The following is an 18,448-nucleotide window of genomic DNA, read 5'->3' on the forward strand; positions in this document are numbered from 1 at the left end:
TCATTCTGAATTCATTTCAGAATCTCATCATACTAGTTGTCAAATTTATGTGATCTTGAAATGCTGAAACAAGTGCAGTACAGGCAAGTTCAATATGACGTATTAATTAACCTCTAATTCTACATTACAAAATGACAACACAAAATAGAGTATTATTCTATTTTTAGAGTGTTACTCTATTTATGGTTTTGCGAAAAAGGATCACATTATGTTTGTTTCTTCGAGCCTGCCTTTGTCGGTAGACAGGCTTAGTCGAGAAGTTTTAGGTATGTATTTTTGCGAGCTCTCGACTGCGCTCGAGGTGACAAGATGAGATTCCCTCCCCTATCTGCAGACAGGCAGGTTCGTAGGAACGAAGAGAATATAAAATCAAAAAAGACCGAACTTGCGTTCAGCCTTTTTGGTAAAATGGTATAGCGATACCCAATCCATATTCCATTTTATTCTAAGCTTCCTTAATACTTTAGGAGTATATCATTATCGTAAAATCAATTTTTTAGTAACCGTATTTCCTTGTGATGTGATCTGCATAAAATACATGCCTTTGGCAAGATCACTTACATCCATGGTTTGTGATTGATTAAAATTCGTTAGATCAATGCGTTTGATGATTTTTCCGTTGATGTCTGTAATCAGGACGTTTTCAAGAGTTGAGGTTCCAGTATATGCGAGTGTAACCTGACCCTGCGATGGATTCGGGTAGAGGGTAATTACGCTTTCGCGAAAGCTTTCTTCGTCTGTATTCAATACGTCACGATCTTGGAATACAATCGTAAATCTGTCTGTATGTAGGCCTTTCTGAGCTGTAAACGTATAGGATTGTTCGCTTAGGTTAACAATCGTATTTAACAGATGATCAATAATAAAAACGGTTGCATTTTCTATAGCGATTCCTTCAAGGTTTCCAATGCTTATTGTGTATGGCGTTACTTCTTCAATAGAGGTGGAAAAACCAAGGGCAATTTCCATTTCAGGATCAAAAGCTTCTCTTGCTTGAATGCCTAAAAATTCCCCAGAAGCTAGTGTTGTAAATAACGATAAGAAGGTTCCCACTCGCGGACTATCATACCCTTTGTCAATCGCGGGAGTGGCATTAGGTGTAAAGCCAATACCTGTTTGTGCAATGGCTTCGTCAAAAGCCGTAGAGGTCAGATTTAGCCATAATTTATCGACTCCTGTTTGGGTTTCAGAATTTCTAAAGCCATCATTATTTCCAGTCACACGGATGCTATTGGTAAATACGACAGGTGTTCCAGCGACCATTTCTGCTTGATCTGCTTTGATGCCAAATCCTTGTCCAGAGGCCATAAACTGTCCAGGAGGTGTTCCACCATTCACGGCGGCAATTCCCATCATGGCATTACGTATAGAAATATCATTCATAGAGAAGTTACTGGTTCCAAAACCAGGAAGATCTGATGTAGGATTGGTAATATGATCCCAATAATACACTTCATTTACAGCATCATTGGCATTGATAAATGCTGTGACATCTATCGCCGAAGCATATGGATTTCCTAATAGATTATAGTTGTTTGTTGTTGCAGGGCCATTGTAATTAATCGGCACCGATATGGTTCCTGAGTTTAAGGTTCCAGGATTGGAAGGATTTTGTATGTAGGTAAGGGTATACGCGCCATCTCCTACATTCGGCTCTGGTTGTGGGAATATGAGTTGTCCGATACCTGCTGCGGGTGTTGCAGTGCTTCCAGTGACAGGTAATAGATAATCATTATTATCATCGAGGAAATTTTCTGCAAACTCAAACTCTGGAAACACCATAAAGTCAATTACAAAAGGCACAAAGTTACTTGGGATGATGCTAAAAACCGCTCTCGAATTTCCATAGACTCGATCTCTAGCTTCAGCAGTCACTGGACTACTCATGGTTACAAAATTACGATCATCTAGGGTTGGGGTTGTTTTCGCGACAGCGATAGATCCATTATTAATAGTCATAGCATCTTCTTGAACTTGAACAATACTTCCCTCATTAGAAACATCAAGTGTTCCGTTTATGGTAATGTTATTTTCTACGCTTACAGAATTGCCATCAGTAATGATAAGCGTAGCTCCAGCATTAATGATTAGTTCACAGGCGGTGATGTCTCCAAGACCTATGGTTGACGTGTTATAATCATTGGCAATAATGGCAGTCATGGTTGCATCAGGAATACCATTGTTCCATCCCATGGCAGTATAGGTGGTGGTACCCCCTGCACAAAGGGGTAGTACATTTTTATACCAAATTATGTGTTGATCGATTACATCTATATCCCCATCACCATCGAGATCTCCAGTAGTAAATGAGTTATTAAACGAACTAGGTAAACCGGCTGTTACAATGTTGGGTTGTCGAGTAAAAATTCCAGCACCATTATTTTTATGCCAGGCAATACTGCTCTCAAAAGTTGAAAGTGATCGTGATATTATATCCAGATACCCATCGCCATCAAGATCTGCGGTAGCGGTATCAGTAATATCATCAGGAGTCGAGGTATTATTAGATTGTTGAGTAAACGTGCCAGATCCATCATTTTTATACCAAATTAGCTCGCCATTGGCAAAAGAATTGCTAGAAAACACATCTAAATCTCCATCATTATCAAGATCTGCTGTATTTACAGTAACCGTATTTATTGTAGAAGTTGTAATATTTTGTGAAGCACCAAAATTTCCAATGCCATCATTTTCATACCAATTAACCTTACCTTCTGTAGCCAAAGCTGCAAGTACATCGATATCTCCATCGCCATCAAGGTCTCCAATAGTAAGATCAGAAAAACCAGTTGCATTTGAACTAATGTCTGGTTGTGATGTGAAATTTCCTGAACCACCATTTTTAAACCAAGTAATACGGCTGCTTTGAAATGATGATGACGTTGTTATGACATCTATATCTCCATCGCCATCAAGGTCTGCGGTTAAAATATTATCAGCAAAACTTATATCAGAGTTAATATTTGGTTGTTGTGTAAAATTTCCAACACCATCATTTTTAAACCAGATAATACGACTGTCTGATATTGAGTTTACTAAGATATCTAAATTGGCATCTCCATCAAGATCCCCAAATGTAACTTCAGAAATGAATTGTGCGTTCGAACTAATATTTGGTTGTTGTGTAAAATTTCCTGTACCATCATTTTTGTGCCAGAAAAGACGGCTATCAGAAGAACAAGAAACAACGTCCAAATCGCCATCGTTATCTATATCTGCGATATTAATTCTTACAGTTGCAAGTGCATCTGTTACTATCAAATTATGACCAATTATAGGAAAAGTACCTGGGCTATTTGGGTTTGCAGCGGCTGTATATTGATAGGTAAAAGGTTTTCTAAGTGATTCTTGTACAGTATTTAAAATACCAGTAGTTAAAGTAGTTGTGATCGTCTCGCCAGGAAAGAAATCGCGATTTGGGTCTATGTTTGCTCCGGCTCCGGTAACTATAGGATTAGAAAAAGTAAGCGGCACTCCATAATTTCCTGAAATTTTTATAGAAGAATTAGTTATTGAAGTAGGATCAATATTTTGATTAAATGTAAGAGCAATATCTGTACTATTATTTACATTAAGCGCGTTAATGTCTGGTAATGAGGTAGCTAATCTTAATGCGGGTATTATTTCTAATATGACACTGGTAGGAGTGTAGTTAATTTGCCAATCTTCATTAATTAAATCAGGAAATAATGCATCATCAAAAGTTCCAGAGACTGCATTTCCAGTTATTATGGTAAAGGTTTCGCCTACCTGCGGTTCATATCCAGTAGGTAAACTTACAGTAAGTGTCCCTGCCAGTAAGACAGACTCTGCAACAAGTATTTGATCATAATCTGTTCCTGGTATAGAAGCACCTTGAATTTCAATATTTAGATTTGCCGTATTTTGGTGCGTATACGCATTTGTGAAAGAATAAATACCTGGAGAATTACCCGGAGATAAAGTGCTCGCATTAACAAAGTTGCCTTCATGCGATGCATTTGTACCCGTAAGTGTCCCATTGTTAATAAGCATGCCGTTATCTTGCGCGATAAAATTATTTCCGTTCGATAGTATACCTGTAGTTGTATTTGTTACGCTACTATTTGTTCTTGTGATCAATTCTCCACTACCTGTAATAATAATTGAAGCTTGGTTGGTGATCGTTGAAAAATTACTTAATTCTCCTCCAGAGCTTATGTTGATCATAGCTTGATTAATCACATTACCACCTGAAAAATTACTTAATTCTCCTCCAAAACCTAAATCAATCATTCCTTGATTAGTGAGATTTCCTTCAGGAAGATTGCTAAGTATACCTCCAGACCCATTATTAATTGCAAATTCAATAGCTCCCAGATTCATAAAAGAGCCAGAGTTATTTATAATTGAATTGCTGCCATTAATTAATATAGAACCATTGTTTGTAACCGTAGCCATATTGTTATTAAACGCGTCCCCTCTATTATCGAATTCTCCACTATTGTTGAGCGTCAATATGCCATTTAATTGATAATGACCATCACCTTTATTTCTAAACTCTCCATTATCAATAGTTAATGTACTTCCCGCATTATTAGTAAATGCGCCATCATTTATTAATAGTCCAAAATTTACATTGGCAGATCCTGTAATAGTTACTTGACCCCCAGGATTATTATTAAAAACAGATGCAACATCGGAGACATTTAACGAGCCTTCTATAGAAACTGTACCTGTATTGGATAAGGTAGCAGTGGGAAGCGATAATGCTGCTCCAGATTGAACCGTAAGTGATCCTGTATTATTTATTAATGATGTACCTGTGACCCTGCTTACTATGCCATTGGTTAACACTGTAAATGTGCCTTCATTATTAAATGTGCCATTATTGTTCATAAATTGGCTACTCATATTTGCTGTATTCGTAATCGTTCCACTATTGATAAAGAAAAATGAATTTGTAAATGTGGCATTATTGGTAATAGTGCCTGTCGTATTTATAGTAGCAGAGATAGCAGGTGTAGCTGGACTATTTACATTAGTAAATGTTCCAGCATTATTTGTAATCCCACCACCAGCATTAATAAGTTGCCCATTATTCACGAATGTTCCTGTGTTAACAATTGAGGAAGTAATATCATTATTTAATGTGCCGAAGCCACTGTTTGTAAATGCACCACTATTTTGTATACTTCCTCCTGTATTTTGTATTGTAGCATTATTATTGAGTGTTCCATTATTGATAATGCTAAAAGTAGAATTTAATTGACTATTGTTTGTTAGCGATGCATTGTTAATAGTTAGGGTGCCATTATTATTAAGTGTAGCATCATTTGTAAAAGAAACTAGGGCGTTTAAAAAACGTTGTATCGAGATAGTTCCTCCTGACTGATTCGTAATTGTTCCAAGATTAGTAGCTGCCGTAAAATCTTCAGAACTATTAAATTCACTTCTAATAGTAATAGTACCTGCATTTACTATGGTACCTCCAGCTAAATTGTCAAGATTCCCAATCCCATCATTAGGCCTATTTGCATCTATCAATGCAGGGTTTATCGTTAGATTACCAGCCCCATTGGTTATTGATCCGTTGTTGGTAAGTGAGTGAAGACCTTCTATTATGCCAGTATTTTCTATAGTTCCTTCATTGGTGATGTCTATATTTAGTCTACGTCTCAAAGTACCGTTGAGATTTCTAAAAACACCTGTTAAAGTATTATTAAATTCTCTTTGTCTCGCTGTTATTATTGGAGCATCTATTAAGCCACTATTTATAAAAGTTCCATTATTAGTAATGACATCTTTGTTAAATACAGAGGTGTCCTGATTTACATAAACCAGAAAGCCTCCAGAATTTATGGTTATGTTTCCATTATTGATAATAGTAATTACATCAGGATTTCCTGATCCTGATATATTTAAAACACCTTCAAGTTGTATGGTTCCATTATTAGTGAAATTAGAAGTTATTAGAGATACACTACGACCTGCAGGAATAATAACAGTTGCATTACTATTTACATTGAACCCAGGAGAAACACCTCCTTCCCAAGAAGAACCCTGTGACCAAAAACCACCTTCAACAGATGCTGTAAAAGTTTGTTGTGCAGTAAGTATAGGAGTAATTGAAACTATAACAATTATAAATAAGAGTAACTGTTTCATGATTTAGGGAATTATCAGTTTGATTGTAAAAATACAATAAAATTGATTCATCAATAAATACGTACCTCTTGCAAAAACTACGTAGGGCGTACGTAGTGAGGAATGATGAATGTAGAACGACGAATTCAGAATTATGAAGGAGAATGAAAAAAGAGAAGAGAATAAAGAAAATAGATTTAAAAAAGCTATCTAAAAGCAACTTAATAGGTCATTCTGAATTCATTTCAGAATCTCATCACACTAATGAGAAACTGAAACAAGTTCAGTTTGACAAAAATTCCCTCCTAAGAATGCGTTGTGCTGAGTTTGTTGATATAAGAGCTAGAGAGGTGTGATTTTTTAGATGATCGTTGAATAGTTATTCCCTATAAAAAAAAGTAAAATAGAGTAATACTCTATTGTTAGCGTGTTACTCTATTTGTGGTTTTATGAAAAGGCGTTGTTTAGGGGTGTATGAAATTTTTCGACTGCCCCTTCGATAAGCTCAGGGTGACAAATTTAATTGAGAAGTTTTTAGTGTATGGTTGTGCGAGCTCTCGACTGCGCTCGAGGTGACAGCTTGAGTTGATAGAGTTAGATTTCCTTTATAAATGATGAAATTTCCTTCTATGAGATGAGGTTTTCTCTGTATATGATGAGTATCACGATGAGATTCCCGCCTTTGTGGGAATGAATTAAATGGAGAGTATCAATTCTTGATGTTCTTGGGTCCAGATAGAAAGAGAGTCTAAGCCTGTAGGTAACTCTAGTTTTGCAATGATATTAGCACGATGTTTTTGTACCGTACGTACAGAAATGCTAAGTAATTCTGCAATTTCTTTAGAGTTTTTATTTTGAGCAATGAGTCGTAAGATGGTACGTTCTGAGGGAGATAGAAGTTTAACTTTTTGTAGTTGAGGACTGATTTCTCCTTCGAAAACAGCATCAAATGTCGCACTGAAATAGGTGTTTCCTGCTGCTACTTCTTGAATGCATTTGTCTATCTCCATAAAAGGTTCGTCTTTTATGATGTATCCAGCAATGTTTAATTTTTTAGCTTTTAAAACAAAGCCTTTTTCTTTGTGGGAGGTTAAAATAATAAAACGTGTAGTAACGCTTAATGCTTGGCATTTTTTAATGACTTCAAACCCTGTTAATAAGGGCATCTCAATATCGAGTAATGCGACATGGGGTTGTTCTTCTTTTACATAATCTAATGCGAGCGCGCCATTTTCTACGGCTACTATATGGGAATATCCGTGGGTGTGTAGCGCGTTTTTAAGCCCTTCCAATAGTAATGGGTGATCATCTGCTATGAGTAGGTGTATGTCATTTTTTTGCATAACTATGGGGGATTTGTGCCGTGGTTACTGTTCCTGATGTTAGACTACTTTCTATAGTTACTATTCCTGCTAATATACGAATACGTTCTTCCATGGTTTTTAATCCTAAACTATGGTTCTTTTGTTTTTCTGATACCTCAAAACCTTTTCCGTTGTCTTTTATGGTGATTTGTATTGTATTTTTTTCTTTTTGGATTGTTACTGAGAATGCTTTCGCGAAAGCGTGTTTTATAATATTAGATACATTTTCTTGAACAAACCGGTAAATGTGTAGCGCTTCATTTTCGTCAAAAAGGTCGTCAATATCATCAATATCTGCTGAGACAAAAAGGTCGGTTTGCTCATCTACGTCATAGAGTAACTGCTCAATACTACCGCTTAGTCCTAGTTGTTTGATAATGGTAGGATACAATCCGCGAGAGATATGACGTATTTCTTCTAGGGCTTTGTGGGTAAGCTCACTTATAGTTGTTTTTCCTTGTTCTTGGAGTTTTTGTTTGATCAAAGTGAGTTGTTGACCAACACTATCATGTAAATCTTTAGCAATACGAGCGCGTTCTTCTTCTTGCGATTGCATTAAGTCTTGTGAAAAGCCTTCTTGTAGGCGTTTGCGAAGTTGTTGTTGTCTGAGCATCCAGAAAAGGATACTAGATATGATTACAGTTATTATTAGGAAAAACCACCAGGTCTTATAAAAGAAATCTTTTGAATGTATGGGAAGTAGGAGGGAGTCTCCAATTTTCTTACCTGAAAAGTCTAGTGCTTCAACTTCTAGCATGTATCGTCCCGCAGCAAGATTTGGAAAGCGTATGGATTGTGTATTTCCTATAGATACCCATTCTTTATCATCAAGGCGGTAGCGATAACGTTCGTTTCGGGTTACATCAGGTTGTGTCAAGGCAAAACCAATCTCTAAGGCACGATTTTCTGATGGGAGTGTGATGGTTTTTGCTTTACCGCTTCGCTCTCTCGATAGTCGTGAATCTCGCAAGCTCGATTTCGCGAAAGCGAACTGATTATGTGATACGCTATATTTTTTATCTTGTGTATTATAGGTGCTGATACGTAAAGGGACGATTTGTGCCGTATTTACTTCTGGTTGAAGTTTTTCTGGGTCAAAAAAGTTTAACCCTTGTATGGTGCCTACCAAAAATCCGTCTTCTGTCTTTAAAGCACTATATCTATTGGCTTCGTTATTTGTAAATCCGTTTTTTACAGAAAAGCGATGTGTTTGTTTTGATGCTGGATTAAAGGATACGATGCCGTTAAAGGTATTGATCCACCAGTTGTCTTGATCATCAAAAAGAATGGTCGCAATACCAGCTTGTAGTTCATCTTGATATAGGGTCTTGAATTCTTTAGTTGCAAGATCAAACGTGGTGATGATGCCAGAACGTGACCCTTGAATATATCCATACTCAGGGTGATATTCTCCCATAAGAAGAAAGGGATCGGGGAGTTGTGCTGGATCATTATATAATGCATGCTCTTTTGAGCTAAGATCATAGGTGAGTACTCCTTTACTTGTACTTGCTACGATGTGATTATCTGCTTTACGCCATTCGAGATCATAAATCTCTAAGGAATCTGTAGCTACCAGAGGTGTGTGGGTTTTCTTATGTGTGTTAAACTCCATAAGGTTGTACCCCTTGGTTCCATATACAATGGTAGAATCTGTAGGGCGTACCATACATATTACAGGGTAATGTCTATAATACTGTATTTCTCGTGTTAAGGTGTCTACCTCAATAATTCCTCCAGCAGTATCATTACTCCATATCGTACTGCCTTCTATAAAAAAATTACGAGAGGAGGATGGTTTTAAAACGTCTCCTTGTTCAAGAGTGGTATAGGGTTTTATGGTATTGTTGCTACTATTAAAAAGCTGCCATCCATCCTTTTCTGTAGCAATTAGGTGTTTTTTTTCTGAGAGAGGCGTTATGGCTCTTATCTCTTTATCAGGGAGTAATGTCGTTACAATATCTGATGGGAATTTTATGTAGTGTAATGTATTGTTAGTTGTAAACCAGGCATCACGTTGTATGTCTTTAGATACGATTTCAAAACTACTAGCAGCGCCAAATTTTTTGTCTTCGTATACAGTGGTTAGCCCTTTCGTTTTATGTAATGTTTGTATTGATAATTGGTCTTTATAGGAAGAAATAATAGAATGTCCTCCTTTTGGATCATTGTACGTTTTTAAAATGGTGCTAAGAATTTGATTTTCTGTAGCCATTACAGGGATTAGCTCCATTACGTCAGGGTCTATGCGATATACTTGATGGTAATTATATAAAAGTACATAGTGCTGTCCATTCATTTGGAAATGTCCATCAATCCATTTTTTACGCAAAGCGAGTTCTCGTTCGTTTTCAAACCCTTTTGGGTCAATGGTTTTTACAACGTCTCCTTCCCAAGTAACAAAGGTGATAGGGAAGTTATCATCACTAATAACAACGACATCTTCAAAAGGAATAAACTGTGTTTTTTTATCTATCTTAATACGATTGACCTTTGTGGTAAATCGAAATATTTCTTCTAATTTTAAATCAGGATGTATGGTATTGACAATTACTTCAAGGTTATTTTGAGTAATGACATAGTTTTTGTCTTGATACTCAAAAACAGAAGATGTTCCTTTGTGTGTAGAGGTGTGTATTTCTATAAATTTGGTTGTAATAGGATCAAAAAGATACAGTGAACTATCTGTGACGATGTAAAATTGCCCATCCTTCCTTTTGTAGATGTCAAAAATGTTACTATTGTCAGGTGTCGGGATGGTATGAAAAGAATTTCCGTTAAAGCGTTGTAAAATAGTTGGATTTGTGTTTGCTATAAGTTTAGAGCGTGCTGGATTAACACCACCGCCTAACCAAAGAAATCCATTTTGATCAAATGCAAGTGCGTTTACCTTATCTATCTCTAGTCCGTCTTGTTGGGTGAATTGTTTTAGATATACTTCATTGTTTTGCGCATGAGATACATACCAAAAACAACTAAAAAAAAGTACGATTAAGATTCTCATGGGGGAGATGTTACAATAAAATCCTCTTTTACAAGATAAGCTATATTTTACTTTTTAAGATATAAGCAAGTGTACTGATAATCAATGATTCCTTTTCCGAGGTTGAGGATGTCTGCTCCTAAAATGCCATGTACAGGAGGGGTGTTGTGATTTTCTAAAGCAGTATTTACATGAGAGAGATCAAAAAGGACAAGGTTGATGTCTTCTCGTTTCCAAGTGCCTATTTTGATAGTATTATCTTTTGAGATTTCAGTACGCATATCAGTGGCACCAGCACCAGCAGCCAGCACCTCGCTTTCTTCACTAGTAAGTTTAAAATGGGGTGCAAAATTAAAATCCACACAAGAATTTGAGGCACCTGTATCGAGAATAAAAGAGCCTTTAACGCCATTGATTTTGGCTGTAATTTCTAAATGTTGTGTGAGGGTAGGGAATAACCGAATGCGTGTATATCCTTTTTCTAGTAAAAATTCTCTAAGACTTGCCATATTTTCTAATCAAAACAATACTCAAAAGTACTCCAAAAATACCCAGTATCCACCACCATAGGATATGATTTTGTTGGCTCGGAATATCTGTAGGACCATAGTATACAAAGGCACCCCAATAATAGGGTGATTTTTTAATATTAGATATGTTTTCATCTTGAAGATAGATACGTTGAACCTTATGTAAACTACTACTTCTTGACGCTGTTTTTTTGAGTGATTTGTAATACCGACTCATTAGGTTTGCGGTAGATTGATCATTTACTTTCCATAGTGAGAAAAGGACACTTTTTGCACCCGCATATTGAAACCCTCTAGCAAGACTAAGCGGTCCTTCACCAGAAGCAATGCGTCCAATACCAGTCTCACAGGCACTTAATACAACCAGATCTGGGTTTAGGTTTTTGCTATACAATTCGTTAAGGTATAATGATCTGTCGATAAATGCGATACTAGCAGGTTCTGTAAAACTGCCACCTGAAGCATGCGTAGAAAAATGGAGTATGGTATGTTGCGACGCTTTTGTAAATGCGTTATTGATAGATGCAGTATCTCCCATAAGTGTAGTTGTGTTAAATGTCTCGCTTATTGCTTTTGCTTCCTCTTTGGAATGCTCTAAAGCTAACGGCGTGTTTTCAAAAACAGGAAATATGCCTAATACGGTTGAAATATCTCGCAAGCCAAGATTTGGCTTCAGATATTCGGTGTATGAGAGTTGAGATGTAACCTGCGTTTCCTTTAATAGGAAAGGCATTTCACTAAAAGTACGCTGAGTACTTGCTGAGGTGAGTAGGGTATTAAAAGGGACAAAGGCAAGTATGCCATCTGGAATGATCACCATTTGCTGTGATGGCGTTAACTGCAGTGTCTTAAACAGTTTGAAAGATTGGGAGCTAAAACCAGACGGATCATTGAGTATCGCGCTTGCATTTTCAAAATACCGATTATAAGCTACGCAGTTATTAAATAATTGATCTCGTGCTTTTCTGTCTTTAGCAATCTGGTGGAAACGTATTTCATCAGGACTTATCACAAATTGAAAGACGGTTTCAAATCCGAAAAAGTAGCTTACAATAGTTTGTTGAGATTGCGTTGTTTTTTCTTGGAGATCTTTAAGTGTGAAAGTAGCCTTGGATGATCTTAAATCTGGATATTTTTTAGAAATGGCCTCACGCAGTTTCTTTTGTAATAAGAATTCACTGGAATATGCGCTTTGTAACTCTTCTAAGCCTTTGATGTCTGAGGTTTGTCTTTTTTGAAATAACTGCACTTCCAGTTGTGCTAATTTTTGAGTACGCTGTTCATATTCAATGACTAAACTGTCTTGCGCATATTGCGAGAGTTTAGCCTTATCATTCATCGCTTCACTCACTAAGTTAGCCTTGGATCGGTCGCTTATTTGTACTGCTTTTTCCAGTAGAGTACTATCTTTTTGATCTTTGTATGCTTCATATAACAAGGTGAGTCGTTCTTCGCTTCTTTTTTTATCAGAAGCTTCTAGAACAAGTCTAGACGGTTGTGAAAGTTGCGGTACATTCAATGCATCAGATACCTCAGCAGCAAGTGCATATGCTTGAAGTGCGTTTTCTTTTTGATCTTTTTGGGTATAGATTTCTGCATGAAGATCTAAAACATCCATCAAAGTATTATCTGCAACTAGACGTTTTACTTCGGGCAAGTTTCCAGAAACATAGTCTGGAAACCATGTAGTGTATATCTGTTCTAATTGTGCGGTAGCTAACTCATACTCTTCTCGAATATGATACACTTGCGCAAGTGCAAGCTTTGTTTTTGAAAGATCTCTTAAGGTTTGATTCGGTAGTTTAGATTGTATGTCAATAGACGTTTCAAGAAATTGAACGGCTTTTTTTGTATCTCCTTTTTGAAGGGCTACTTGTGATACTAGTTTATAAGCATTTACTTGATTCGGGTCCTTTTTTATGAGTTGTTTTGCTCTGTCTTCAGCTTTTTGATAATCTCCAACGCTTAGATAATTGGTCGCCAGATTCATCTGAATATCTTTATTTTCAGGTGCTAGTGCATACGCTTCCTCTAGAATACGAATCGCTTGTGCATACTTTCCTTGATTTTGAAGCGGTACTGAAAGATTAATAAGGCCAGAAAGGAGGTTTTGAGCATTGTTTTGCTTTACCGCTTCGCTCTCCCGATGGTCGTGAATCTCGCGAGTTCGATTTCGCGAAAGCGTAATATACCCCTTTATCAAGTTTTCTGCTTCAATATATGCATTGGTCTTTGTGTATAAATTTCCAAGCGGAATCATGGCAGAAGTAACGATATCATAGCCTTCTAAGTGATGCCTACTATAACGGTCTATCGCATTCTCATAACGAGCGATTGCTTTTTGAAGATTCCCTTGACGCTCTTGATAATATCCAATATTACAATCTACGACTACTTTAGCGAGATGGCTTTTTAAGTCTGGTGTTTGTAGGCTGTCTGATGAGGTAATTAATAGCTGAAAATTATCTTGGGTTGGGGTTTCTAAAAATTGATCTAACACTTTGTAAAAAGCAGCTTCTTGCCCATGTACTCTGCCAAAGAAGATGAGAAAAAAAATACCTAAGAATACTTTTCTGGACATAGGCTAAAATTTCCAAATACCATACAATTGTATTTGCGATTGGGGTTCGTTGAAATTATACACATATCGTATGCCTCCACTGGGGCCAATGCGAACACCTCCAAAATTAGCACCTACAAACCAACCTGCTTGAAAATTCCCAAAGCCTTTATCGCATTTGGTTTCTTGAAAGGTGTCTTGTGTCTCGTCTCGTATTTCACCCTCTCCCGGAATGAGTAATGAAAATTCTCCAAGTGTTTGTTGCTCACAATTGCTTTGTAAATCAACGCGAAGTTGAGGTCCTGTGCCTATCGCCATAAAGTTATTTAGATTGTACCTAAAAGAGATCGGGACGAGGTAAGTAGAAATATTATTTTCTTCAGCTTGTTCGGTAAATCGGGTGATACTCTCAATGCCAATATCGTTTATTTCACTTGTTTCAAAGTTCCGTAAGGTCTCAAAAGAGCCTGCTGAAAAGAACAACTCAGATTGTAAATACCATTTGTATGATTTAAATGGTGAAATCGTCACGCCTGCAAAATACTCCTGACTATTCTCACGGTCTGGTGTAAAAATGGTTCCTGCTTTTGCGCCTATAGAAATGCCAGGTGTAAATCGAGTAGTGCTATAATTCGTATAAATAGGTTCGTTTTTGTCAAAGTAAATGGCCGTACGACTTCGCGTTTTCTTCTTGTGAAAATCGTTGCCAAACTTCATAGAATACTTGACAAATCCTTTGGTAGAATCTCGATCTGTTACGTTTTTCTGGGCAGTACCTGGAAGATATATTCTTTTAAAAGTAAAGATGATTTTGTCTTTTTTGAAAATAGTATCGAGACACGAATAATCAACTTCACGACCTTTAGGACAAATACGGCATAGAGGATACATGTCTTCTACTTTCAAGGTTGTTTTGTCAAACATTTCTGGAGTATCTACTTCTAGTCTGATTGTATTTGCGGGACCTTCTCCATCATTTTGGAAACGTACTTTAAACTTAAGTCGTTTAAATCGAACAAGGCGATAATTCATCAGCGTACCATTGGATGACATTTTGTTAGGATCATGTGAAGTGACAATTTCCATTTCAGTGTCTTTTACGGTATGATTTTCATAATTCTCATCAGGAACATATACACTTCGTAACGTAACAATAGCACTGGTGTCTTTAATCATTTCTGGAGTGGTTTCCAGCGTGCGGAAAATATTGCGTTCTTCTCCAGGTTGCATGTCTTTAAACTCAATCACCTGACTGTTACGATACAATGCTTTTGATTCATCTATCGTATTTAAAAGGTTTGTTTTTTTTACGCTGTCGCGAAAAGATAGCTTTGGTCTTTCAATTGGAGAGCCATCTGTTGATGTGAGATATTCTGACGAAAAATCAATGCCCGTATTGGAGGTAATTAACTGTTCTTCTACAACCGATTCATTATGATGAAGACGGGTGTCTTTAAGTGTGAAATTGTCATTTTTAAAAGCTTCGTCATTGTAAAAGAGATATAACTTTCCGCTTGTGGTGTAGTCTTTGGTGTTTTTATAACTGGTAATCACCACAAGTTCTTGCTCAGGTACAGGATCACGATTGGTCTTTATGATTAAATTTTCGTCAAGTTGAAAAGGAGATTTGTTTACAGAAGGATCTGCATCTAGACTCGATTGGTCATCTTGATCATCAGCAATTGTAACGCTTTTGGGTCTACTCGCAGGAGGTTTGCCATTTGCGTAGTTGTTGGTGCTCCATAAGCGTACTTCATAATTACCTTGTTTCTTATAGGTGTGTTTTGGTTTTTCTTCGTTGCTATAATTCCCATCGCCAAATTCCCAATAATAGGTGTAATAGGCTTTTGGGGCTCCTGCTATTTGATTAAGTTGAGGCATTGTTGCGCCGTAGGTCACTTTATTACCTAATACATCGTAAAATATAGGAGCACTTCTAGTAAGTGTATCTTGTATAGTAGTTTGTGAGTAACTACTGTAACTCAATATACTTGCGAAGAGAACGGTTATGAAAATTCTTTTGCTCATTTCTTACAGGGAATTAATAACTGTGATGAGTTCTTCTTCGGTAGCATCAATGGTCGTTGTTGTAGCTCCAATATTGTTTTGTGTTACGCGTATCTCAGAAGTATCTACCATGTATATTCCATCTTGTCTTGAAACAAAAATTAACTGTCCCTGAGTTTCTATAGGTATTTCGCTATATACTTCACTAAAGACACCTAAACCTATATCATATTGTTCAAATAAGCTTACAGCAATCTTGTCATTGTTATAACGGAAGAATACATTGCTATTGGTGTCATTAAATCCAGGAGGAGGTACATTGTAAACGATCGTTCTTTCATTCTGATTAGGATTAAATTGGCCTATATGATACCATCCTGTTTGAGAGGTAATGCCACTATATCCATTACTATTATTGCCATTTGGATCTATGATTTCAGTAGGAAATGCAATGCCTGTATTTTCCCAAGTGACCATGCAATCTATATCAGAACAGGAAGGAGAATTAAAAAGTAGTTGTTCTTGTGCGTTGTTTTCTTCTGGAATAAAAATTTGTATTTCTCCTTGGATCACTACAGGATTACCATTAAAACGAATATCAAAAAACAATAAACCTTCACTTAAAGTAGGTTCTATCGTTCCAGCAGCATTACGTGTATTTGTAGATAATTGACAAGCTACGATATCTCCTGAAGTGAACATTTCTAATAGACTTACTTCTACTTCGCCATCTATAGGGGTTCCATCTTCATTAAATAAGGTTTGTCCTGGAATATTAATAACACCTCCTTGTGTGCCGAAGAGTAGACCTCCTTCAAATCCTTGTATCGTAAATGTTTGTACTTTAGGCAATCGACAATCTAAAAGACTTGTAGTATAATCAGCTCCATTTATAGGAGCGACGGCATTTGGAGTTTCAATAACCCCTTCTTCACAATCGTGATCTTCAGAACAGCTTATAGCGAGGCATCCCGCCAAAACGAGCGCACATAGGAATTGAATATATTTCATACTATGGATTGTTAGTTAGCTGCAAAAGGGGGGTAATGCATTTTAAATATAGGTAAAAACAATGAAAGCGACTAAGAAGTAAGAAATCTCAAAGCAATACTGTCACTTTGAGATTTCTCTAACTTAATAAAAAATTACTATGGTAATGCATTGATTAATGCCGTTAAACCTGCTTCTGTTGTCGTTTGTGTGGTCGTAATAGTTTCAATATGATCTGCTCCAATAGTAGCGCCTTGTATCGCATATACATAACTACCTTCTTGTACAGATACAAATATGAAATGAACTTCTAACCCTATAGGCATTTGCCCGTAATGCTCTGTGAACATATCTAAATCGGTATCGTACGTATCAAAAAAGGCTAATGCATTCGGTTCTCCATCATACGAAACATATACAGCACTATTCGTTTCGTTAAATCCTTCAGGAACGTCTACGTATACTAATGTTTTAGGACCGTCGTAAGACCACCATTTATCTAAATTTGTCCAGCCAAAGTTGGTAAGTGGTGCAAAATATGCCGAAGTCCAAGTTCCATCTGCATTTTGAATTTCACCTCCTTGTATGTTAGCATTTTCATCTTCTTCCCATACAACATCACAATCTAATCGATCACAATCTTCTGGTAAGAAAACAGTCATTTCAGGATCAAAATCGGCTGTAGGAGCGGTTAAGCCAAATGGAACATCAGCAACAAGTTGATTTCCATCTTGAGTAGCATTGATATAAAATTCGCCGCCAGAAATAATAGATACAATGTCACCATTATCTCTTTTTCCATTTGTAGGTAAGTTTAGGGTTAGCATATCTGCTCTGCTATACACTTCAATAAGTACTATAGTAACATCTCCAGATACAGTTTCTCCTCCCAAATGTGTAAGTCCGTTAGGGGGGAAATACAGTTGTGTTCCATTGTTTCCTATAATAGTACCCCCTGTAGAAGCATCAATTGTAAAGCTTTGAATAGCATTTTCACGTGCCTCTAAGATACTAGCTGCGTATTCTAATCCTCCAAATATTTGGACAATGTCATCAGGTAGTTGATCAATGATGTCAGCGTCATCATTTGTCTCGCAACTTGTCATCAGCATAAATGATAATAGACATACGATAATTGATTTAGTTACTCTGTACATATTCATACTATTGTTCTGATCTGTGTACTTCATGTTTGTTGTTTTCATAATGATATTAATTTGATGTTTTGTTTTTCTGTTTTACACCCTTATATCAGTATGCTCTTTCTATTGTTACCCCTTTTCTAGAACTTTTTTTTATATTTACTCATAAATCCAGCAAAAATGGGAGATCACAAAGTACATGCAGATCAGAAATATGTACAGGCATTACTTGTAAGTGACAATAAACTCATTGCTGAAATATATACTCGTTTTGCTCCTAAAGTGGTTGGGTATATTCAAAAGAATAGTGGCGATGAATCTGCTGCTAGAGATATTATTCAAGAAGCACTCATCACGATATATGATCAAGCAAAAACTAAAGGACTCACACTTACCTGTCCTTTTGATGCTTACTTTTTCCTAATATGTAAACGGAAGTGGCTCAACGTTCTAAAAAAAAATAAACCGGAAGGGGTAACAATTAATGATGAGGTTACATCTATAGATATACATGTACAACAGCAAGCAGATCAAACGGCCTTGTATGAAGACAGAGCAAGCTTATTTAATCAAATGCTCGAACAGATGGGTGATGCCTGTAAGAAACTTTTAAAACTTAGTTTTTCTATTAAATCTATGGAGGAAGTAGCGAAAAAACTAGATGTTTCTTATGCATATGCTCGGAAGAAAAAATCACTTTGTGTAGGCAAGCTTACGAAGATGGTGCAAGGATCTGCTCAGTACCAAACCCTTAAAAATCTATAGTC

At 36.7% G+C, this 18,448-nt stretch carries 9 protein-coding genes; 1 reads left to right on the forward strand and 8 read right to left on the reverse strand.

Annotated elements, in window-relative coordinates:
- Positions 1-477 precede the first annotated feature (477 nt).
- The 8 genes from Q1A60_RS19545 to Q1A60_RS19580 form a co-directional block, all read right to left on the reverse strand.
- On the reverse strand, positions 478-6,126 hold the full coding sequence (locus Q1A60_RS19545) for an FG-GAP-like repeat-containing protein (protein ID WP_299768632.1): 5,649 nt from the start codon (positions 6,124-6,126) through the stop codon (positions 478-480).
- A 674-nt stretch (positions 6,127-6,800) separates the two neighbouring features.
- Positions 6,801-7,448 (reverse strand): response regulator transcription factor, encoded by a 648-nt coding sequence (locus Q1A60_RS19550; RefSeq protein ID WP_299768635.1) that lies wholly within the window; start codon positions 7,446-7,448, stop codon positions 6,801-6,803.
- The gene (locus Q1A60_RS19555; protein ID WP_299768638.1) at positions 7,435-10,473 is read right to left on the reverse strand and encodes an ATP-binding protein; all 3,039 of its coding nucleotides are present in this window, start codon (positions 10,471-10,473) and stop codon (positions 7,435-7,437) included. The genes Q1A60_RS19550 and Q1A60_RS19555 overlap by 14 nt, the downstream gene beginning before the upstream one ends.
- 47 nt (positions 10,474-10,520) lie before the next feature.
- Positions 10,521-10,961 carry a retropepsin-like aspartic protease gene (locus Q1A60_RS19560; protein ID WP_299768640.1) on the reverse strand — a complete coding sequence of 147 codons (441 nt, stop codon included), beginning with the start codon at positions 10,959-10,961 and terminating at the stop codon, positions 10,521-10,523.
- Positions 10,948-13,563: a CHAT domain-containing protein gene (locus tag Q1A60_RS19565; RefSeq protein WP_299768643.1), complete on the reverse strand. Its 2,616-nt coding sequence runs from the start codon at positions 13,561-13,563 to the stop codon at positions 10,948-10,950. The genes Q1A60_RS19560 and Q1A60_RS19565 overlap by 14 nt, the downstream gene beginning before the upstream one ends.
- A 3-nt stretch (positions 13,564-13,566) precedes the next feature.
- A complete protein-coding gene (locus Q1A60_RS19570) occupies positions 13,567-15,570 on the reverse strand; it encodes a PKD domain-containing protein (protein WP_299768645.1) in 2,004 nt (667 codons plus the stop codon).
- A gap of 3 nt (positions 15,571-15,573) precedes the next feature.
- A complete protein-coding gene (locus Q1A60_RS19575) occupies positions 15,574-16,560 on the reverse strand; it encodes a hypothetical protein (RefSeq protein ID WP_299768648.1) in 987 nt (328 codons plus the stop codon).
- Positions 16,561-16,697: 137 nt separating this feature from the next.
- Positions 16,698-17,744, reverse strand: coding sequence for a hypothetical protein (locus Q1A60_RS19580; protein WP_299768651.1), 1,047 nt, complete (start codon positions 17,742-17,744; stop codon positions 16,698-16,700).
- Between the two features lie 117 nt (positions 17,745-17,861).
- Between Q1A60_RS19580 and Q1A60_RS19585 the strand changes: the two genes are divergently transcribed.
- Positions 17,862-18,446 carry a sigma-70 family RNA polymerase sigma factor gene (locus Q1A60_RS19585; RefSeq protein ID WP_299768654.1) on the forward strand — a complete coding sequence of 195 codons (585 nt, stop codon included), beginning with the start codon at positions 17,862-17,864 and terminating at the stop codon, positions 18,444-18,446.
- Positions 18,447-18,448: the final 2 nt, after the last annotated feature.

The sequence above is a fragment of the uncultured Dokdonia sp. genome (genome assembly GCF_947492535.1).
Lineage (GTDB): Bacteria > Bacteroidota > Bacteroidia > Flavobacteriales > Flavobacteriaceae > Dokdonia.

What these genes read in the sequence shown, in the direction of transcription:
- Q1A60_RS19545 (WP_299768632.1), bottom strand. Translation starts at nt 6,126, where the DNA reads ATGAAACAGTTACTCTTATTTATAATTGTTATAGTTTCAATTACTCCT.
- Q1A60_RS19550 (WP_299768635.1), bottom strand. Translation starts at nt 7,448, where the DNA reads ATGCAAAAAAATGACATACACCTACTCATAGCAGATGATCACCCATTA.
- Q1A60_RS19555 (WP_299768638.1), bottom strand. Translation starts at nt 10,473, where the DNA reads ATGAGAATCTTAATCGTACTTTTTTTTAGTTGTTTTTGGTATGTATCT.
- Q1A60_RS19560 (WP_299768640.1), bottom strand. Translation starts at nt 10,961, where the DNA reads ATGGCAAGTCTTAGAGAATTTTTACTAGAAAAAGGATATACACGCATT.
- Q1A60_RS19565 (WP_299768643.1), bottom strand. Translation starts at nt 13,563, where the DNA reads ATGTCCAGAAAAGTATTCTTAGGTATTTTTTTTCTCATCTTCTTTGGC.
- Q1A60_RS19570 (WP_299768645.1), bottom strand. Translation starts at nt 15,570, where the DNA reads ATGAGCAAAAGAATTTTCATAACCGTTCTCTTCGCAAGTATATTGAGT.
- Q1A60_RS19575 (WP_299768648.1), bottom strand. Translation starts at nt 16,560, where the DNA reads ATGAAATATATTCAATTCCTATGTGCGCTCGTTTTGGCGGGATGCCTC.
- Q1A60_RS19580 (WP_299768651.1), bottom strand. Translation starts at nt 17,744, where the DNA reads ATGAAAACAACAAACATGAAGTACACAGATCAGAACAATAGTATGAAT.
- Q1A60_RS19585 (WP_299768654.1), top strand. Translation starts at nt 17,862, where the DNA reads ATGGGAGATCACAAAGTACATGCAGATCAGAAATATGTACAGGCATTA.